Origin of the sequence: Mesorhizobium sp. M8A.F.Ca.ET.021.01.1.1 (genome assembly GCF_003998025.1) — a bacterium.
Taxonomy (GTDB): Bacteria; Pseudomonadota; Alphaproteobacteria; order Rhizobiales; family Rhizobiaceae; genus Mesorhizobium.
Genome location: NZ_RZSJ01000381.1, coordinates 1 through 6,067 on the forward strand (window position 1 = coordinate 1; position 6,067 = coordinate 6,067).

The 6,067-nt window shown below is 61.5% G+C and carries 1 protein-coding gene and 6 pseudogenes; 3 read left to right on the plus strand and 4 right to left on the minus strand.

Annotation, left to right across the window (positions count from 1 at the left end; all coding sequences use genetic code 11):
* Positions 1-161: 161 nt before the first annotated feature.
* Positions 162-438, minus strand: a pseudogene (locus EOA36_RS24460) (integrase core domain-containing protein); the annotation flags it as partial.
* Between the two features lie 149 nt (positions 439-587).
* Between EOA36_RS24460 and EOA36_RS24465 the strand changes: the two are divergent.
* Positions 588-1,846: pseudogene (locus EOA36_RS24465) on the plus strand (IS110 family transposase).
* 247 nt (positions 1,847-2,093) lie between these two features.
* On the opposite strand, the pseudogene EOA36_RS24470 reads toward EOA36_RS24465, so the two are convergent.
* Positions 2,094-2,510 (minus strand): annotated as a pseudogene (locus EOA36_RS24470) (IS481 family transposase); the annotation flags it as partial.
* Positions 2,511-2,586: 76 nt separating this feature from the next.
* Here EOA36_RS24470 and EOA36_RS24475 point away from each other — a divergent pair.
* Positions 2,587-3,596 (plus strand): annotated as a pseudogene (locus tag EOA36_RS24475) (IS256 family transposase); the annotation flags it as partial.
* 443 nt (positions 3,597-4,039) lie between these two features.
* Here EOA36_RS24475 and EOA36_RS24480 read toward each other — a convergent pair.
* Entirely contained in the window at positions 4,040-5,044 is a 1,005-nt protein-coding gene (locus EOA36_RS24480; RefSeq protein ID WP_348628135.1) for an IS110 family transposase, read from the minus strand.
* Between the two features lie 243 nt (positions 5,045-5,287).
* Between EOA36_RS24480 and EOA36_RS24485 the strand changes: the two are divergent.
* A pseudogene (locus EOA36_RS24485) lies at positions 5,288-5,490 on the plus strand (transposase); the annotation flags it as partial.
* A 37-nt stretch (positions 5,491-5,527) separates the two neighbouring features.
* Here the strand turns inward: EOA36_RS24485 and EOA36_RS24490 are convergent.
* A pseudogene (locus EOA36_RS24490) lies at positions 5,528-5,680 on the minus strand (IS481 family transposase); the annotation flags it as partial.
* Between the last annotated feature and the right edge of the window lie 387 nt (positions 5,681-6,067).

The following is a 6,067-nucleotide window of genomic DNA, read 5'->3' on the forward strand; positions in this document are numbered from 1 at the left end:
GCTCGTCCAGTCGTGCGACGAAGGCTGATGCGACAGCTACTGACTTTTCGGCCAGAAGCAGACCCACGGCACTGAAAACGCCCGCTGCTGCAGGAACATATATGCGGCCGATCTCCAAGCTTCGCGCGATGGACGCCCCATGCACGCCGCCATTGCCTCCACAGGTTGTCCTCGGTTAGAGCCAGGCGACTGATACGTGTTTTGGACTTTAGGCTGCCATGTGGACGATGCCAATTGTATCTGTGTAGCCAGACAGGCAGTTCGGCGGCACGGTGATCGGATGTCGGATGCGATGGCATAAGCCCATTCGCGCAATGCTGTCTGGATGAAGCGCTCGGCCTTGCCATTGGTCTTGGGCGTATAGGGTCTTGTCCTGACGTGCTTGAGGCCGAGATCGCGGCAGGCCTTGGCGAAGGCCTTTGATTTGTAGCAGGAGCCGTAGCACCTACGGAATGAAGGAGCCGCGGCGACCGAGAGAGCGGTGCGCGCAGCTCGCTGCAGGCGCGCACCGCTGTCGAGGCGGCCATGGCCAGTCAAAGTTTCTCTAGAATGTGGAATGTTCACAGCCCATTCCGGAGAGACCGACCATGACCACTTCAGATTCTACACCCGCCGCCGCGGTGCTGGTAGCGATCGACATTGCCAAGGTGCGCAATGAAGTTCTGATCGAAGCACCGGGCCACAAGCGCCGGCGTCGCCTTTTGGTCCTCAACACCCGGTGTTGAGCACGACCATATGATCGAAGTGCTGCAGGCGTACGGCCGCCCTGTGGTCTGCGCCTTTGAAGCGACCGGGAACTATCACCGGCCGATAGCATGGCGCCTGGCTGAAGCGGGTTTCGAGGTGCGGCTGGTGGCGTCGCTGGCGCTGGCCCGAACACGAGAAGCGTTGCACAACAGCTGGGACAAGAACGATCCAAAGGATGCCCAGGTGATGCTGCACATGCTCAGGATCCAGGCGACGCAGGTCTACCATGATCCGCCGCGCGCCGGCATCACGACGTGCAGGAACTGTCGAAGACCCATGAAGCGATCGCCAAGGGCCAAGACCGAGATCCAGCACCGTATCCTGACGCACTACCTGCCACTGTATTTTCCCGAGATCGATCGATTCCGGGGGAACAGCCGCAGCGATTGGTTCTTCGCCTTCCTTCATGCCTTTCCGACGCCAGCAAGCATCACGGACAAAGGAGGAGTTTGTGACAGCAGCGTGGGATGTCGTCGGCCGCAAGGTCAGCAAGACACAGATTCTAATGGATATTTACGAGACGGCGCGCTCATCGATCGGACTGCCGCTGCCGCTTGATGTCCCTGCCATTCGCATGTTCCGGATGGTCATTGACGAAGCACGCAGCCTGATCCGGCAGCGCAATGAGATCGAAGCGCAGGCCGACGAGCTGTTGCGGCACAGCCAGGATTATCAGCTCCTGCGACAAATCCCGGGCATTGGACCGATCAACGCATTGACCATCATTGCCGAAGCCGGCGATCTTCGCCGTTTCACCCATCATCGCCAGTTTCTAAAGTTCTGCGGGCTGAACCTCTCGACACAGCAGTCAGGCCAATATCGGGGCCAGACCCGCCTTTCCAAATTCGGCAATGCTCGGCTGCGCCGCACCCTGTGGATCGCCGGACAAGTCGCCATCCGCCAGCGGGAGAATGGCTTCCGTCATAAGTTCGAACGCTACATTGCGCGGGATCGCGACAATCCCGATCTACGCCGCAAGGCAATGACCGCTATTACCGCCAAGATGGCCCGCGTCGTGCACGCTGTCGTCAAAGGTGGTTCCGACTACCGGCCCTTCGTTGAAGGGCGGGTGCCAGGTGGAAGAACCTCTGTCAGCTAGGGCCGTGAGGGCATCGATTCGATGACCCTGTAGATAATGTTCGGGTCTTCCGCCTGGATCAGAAGCTCGTGTTGAGGACGGTGAGGACCCGCCTTCGTGCGGACCCTGTGTTTGCTATGGACGAGACCTTTTCCCTTGCCGGTGGAAGCCGCCTGGTTCGACGACTTGACCAACGTCACGCAGCAAGGGCATGCTGACGAACAGAGAGACCTTGACTGCAGGCTCCATTTCGTTCCGCGCTTAGGACGTTGTCGGTGAGGACGGCGTGGATCTTGTAGGGAACGGCCGCGATCAGGCGCAGCAGGAAGTCTCTCGATATGGCGGTGGTGGCCGTTTCCACGAAGGGGAACTTCGAGGTGCGATCAATGGCGACGAACATGTGCAGCTTGCCCTGTTCGGTGCGCACCTCGGCGACGTCGATGTGGAAGTAGCCGATCGGATGGCTCTTGAACTTCTTCTTCGCCGGCTTGTCACCTTCTACGTCCGCAGGCGGCTGATGCCGTGGCGCTGCAGGCAGCGATGCAGTGACGAGCGCGTCGTGTGGGATCGTCGCTTGTAAGGCGTAGAGGCAGTCATCCAGTGGCAACAGAGTGTAGCGCCGGAAGGGGACGATGACGGCCTCCTCCTCGGGCAAGAGCACCGTCGATCTAGGCTCTCTCGGACCGGTCGGCACATCGTCCACGGGACTGTCAGGAATTCTGTGCGCGAGGCCATGATGATGGAAAGGAGAGAATCATCACATGGCTATCGAGAAGGAACTTCTGGACCAACTGCTTGCCGGCCGCGATCCGAATGAGGTGTTTGCCAAGGACGGATTGCTCGACGACCTGAGGCGCTTTCGGAACGGATTCTGAACGCTGAACTCGACGAGCACCTCGAGGACGACCGCACCGACGGCAGCGCCAATCGCCGCAACGGCCATTCGAGGAAGTCGGTTCTGACGGGCACGTCGAAGATGACGCTGTCGATCCCGCGCGACCGGGCCGGGATCTTCGATCCGAAGCTGATCGCCAAATACCAGCGCCGCTTTCCCGATTTCGACGACAAGATCATCTCCATGTAGGCGCGCGGCATGACGGTGCGCGAGATCCGCGGCCATCTGGAGGAGCTCTACGGCATCGACGTGTCGCCGGAACTGATCTCGGCCGTCACCGACGCCGTCCTGGAGGAAGTGGCCGAGTGGCAGAACCGCCCGCTGGATGCGATCTATCCGCTCGTCTTCTTCGATGCGATCCGGGTCAAGATCAGGGACGAGGGCTTCGTGCGCAACAAGGCCGTCTACATCGCGCTCGGCATCCTGCCGGACGGCACGAAGGAGATCCTCGGCATTTGGATCGAGCAGACCGAGGGCGCCAAGTTCTGGCTGCGCGTCATGAACGAGCTGAAGAGCCGTGGCGTCGCCGACGTCTTGATCGCCGTCGTCGACGGCCTGAAGGGCTTCCCCGAGGCGATCAACGCCGTCTTCCCCCAGACCGTGGTCCAAACCTGCATCGTGCATCTGATCCGCCATTCGCTGGAGTTCGTGTCGTGGAAGGATCGCAAGCCGGTCGTGCCGGCGCTGCGCGCGATCTACCGGGCAAAGGATGCCGAAGCCGGCATGAAGGCCCTGGAGGAATTCGAAGCCGGCTACTGGGGCCAGCGGTATCCGGCGATCACCCAGAGCTGGCGGCGCAACTGGCAACACGTGGTGCCGTTCTTCGCCTTCCCCGAAAGCGTGCGCCGGATCATCTACACCACGGATGACATCGACAAGCGTGATTTCGGCTTTCTCGACTCCTGTGCGTTTATTTGTTCGGCTCAGGTGAGCGTGTTTCTTCGTCCCGGCCCACAGGATTTCCCATGCGAGCGTGTCGAGACGCAGTCAAGGCTGGCCGGTGCGATGGCGCCATGGCCGGCTGCGAGGTTTCCAGGCCACGCCTTGACTGCGTCGAGCACGGCGCCTTTCTGGAGTGGACCGGGGCGATGACTGTCGCACCGGGATATTTGCTTATGTTATGTTCGCCTGGCACGGACGACCACGTGGCAAAGAGCGGCGTGAGAGGATGAGAGCGCCGCCGCGCAGCCGTTATAGTCGTTCCTCGTTTGTGGCGTCCGTGCGCCGCTTCGGCCCTAGTGACCGCCAATGCCGAACCATCAGCTCGTAGGCACGTTCGGCATTCTCGGCCGCGGCTTTCTCGCTGTTTCGCAACTCCTTCACGTTGTAGGCGTAAGCCGAACCGCGGCGACCGACACCGCGCTCGCCCGGCGCGCCAGCCTTGAGAGCGAGCTGCCTCTGCTTTGCCGCCACCAGCGCCGGCGAGCCCAGAAGTAGTCCTGCTCCTTTGTCAGCAGATGCCAGATCAACACGGCGAGCTTGCGGGCGAGCGCCACGGCTGCGACCTGATGGCCGCGCTTGTTGCGGATGCGCAGGAAGAAAGCCCTGAGCGGTCCGGGCGCCTTCGCCGCCGCCCAGGCGGCCTCGACCAGCATGGCGCGGGCATGGGAACGCCCATGTTTGCTGATCCGGCCATATTGCGCCAAGCCAAGACCGGATTGACGCACACGAGGATTGAGGCCGAAGTAGCTCACCAGCTTCTGCGGTTCGCGGAACCGCCGGATGTCGCCGACGGCGGCGATGATACCGCTCGCGACGATGGCATTGACGCCGGTGATCGTCTGAAGACGCCGGACTTGCACATCATCAACCGCTTCCCGGGCGATCTCCCGATCGAGGTCAGCCAGATCCTCGGCCAGGCGGTCGATCTCGCGGATGTGGCGAGCGATAGCGGCCCGCTCGTCGTCGGGAAGCACCTGCCGCTCGAGCCAGGCGCGACCCCGACGGTTGAACAGATCGGCATGCGGGCACTTCGGCACGAGGTGCGCCTGCAGGAATCCATGCACCTCGTTCTTCACGCGCGTGCGATGCCGCACGACCTGGTTGCGCCGCGTGACGAAGCGGCGAAGCCGCTCCGTCCGCTCATCGGGAACCCAGACCGCCGGCAGAAAACCGCTGGCAATAGGGCGACAGAACCCGCACCACTGCCATGGCGTTGCCCGTAGCTTCGACGACAACCTCATCCATTCGTCGCAACTGCGGCCGAAGCCTTCCAGTCCCGAGCGGGTCATGTCGACCCGTCCGTGATGGCGCAGTTGGCCATCTTCCCAAACCACCACCTCCGCAAAGGTGCGGTGGATGTCCATCCCAATCACGCGTCTCATCGGCTCCTCCTCAAACAGTCGGGAGCCGGCGGGCGACGCGACACCTACGGATCCGCGCTCTCGGCGCAACCGGGCAGGTCGCAGGGGCGGCCAGCTACTAACGCGAGCTCGCAGCTCATCGAATACATCGGCCTGCCCGTACTTGGCGTGCTCCCGGTGCCCCTGTCCCGGATGGTCGCACCATACGCCGAAAGCCTTTCATCTCAGCGGGGATCAGGTGGCACCGTCATGACCATACCGGTTACGAACGCGATCGAGGCGCTGAACTCGAAACTGCGCCGCGCCGTCCGCACCCGAGGCCATTTCCCCAATGACGACGCGGCAATGAAACTGTTATATCTGGTCCTGAACCACGCGCCAAGGATTGGAAACGACCTCCGCGCGAGTGGTTCGAGGCCAAAACCCAGTTCGCCGTCGTCTTCGGCGAAAAGTTCGTCAGCCAATGACGAAACCGGCCTCGCGCACAGAATTCCTGACAGTCCCATCGGCCACCGAGGTCCGTTCCCGCCATTTGGCAACAGTCTTCTGGTTGATCCCGTACCGCTTCGCCAGCGCTCTCAGGCTCTCTTGACTATGCTGTATCGCTCGACGAACCGCCTCTGTCGTCGTGGCGCTCCCATGAAGAACCTGGCCCATAGCGCATCCTTTGATTCGGACGATGATGAACCATCAAAATCTGGGATCAAACATCTAGTTGGCCAGCCAATGGGCAAGATCGCACCGCACTTCGGAGAGGCAGTGCGGTCATACGTCCACTGCAGTAGTTTCGCAGTTTGCAGGAAATGCACTAGCATTATCATACCGCCTACACTCGCTTCTCGCCGAGGTGGCGGTGCCGCCACATCGTGGCCAGCGGCAAGCCACCAGATCTGGCAGTTACTAAAAAACGTTGAGAGACTATCTTCGACTCCTGTCAACGAACAACGGAGCACAAAACCCCGGCCACGCACGCGATATGAAGATGATTTGCCGTGCCGGCGGCCTGCGAACCGGCTGAACCGATTGACCCCAGAGCATGCAGCC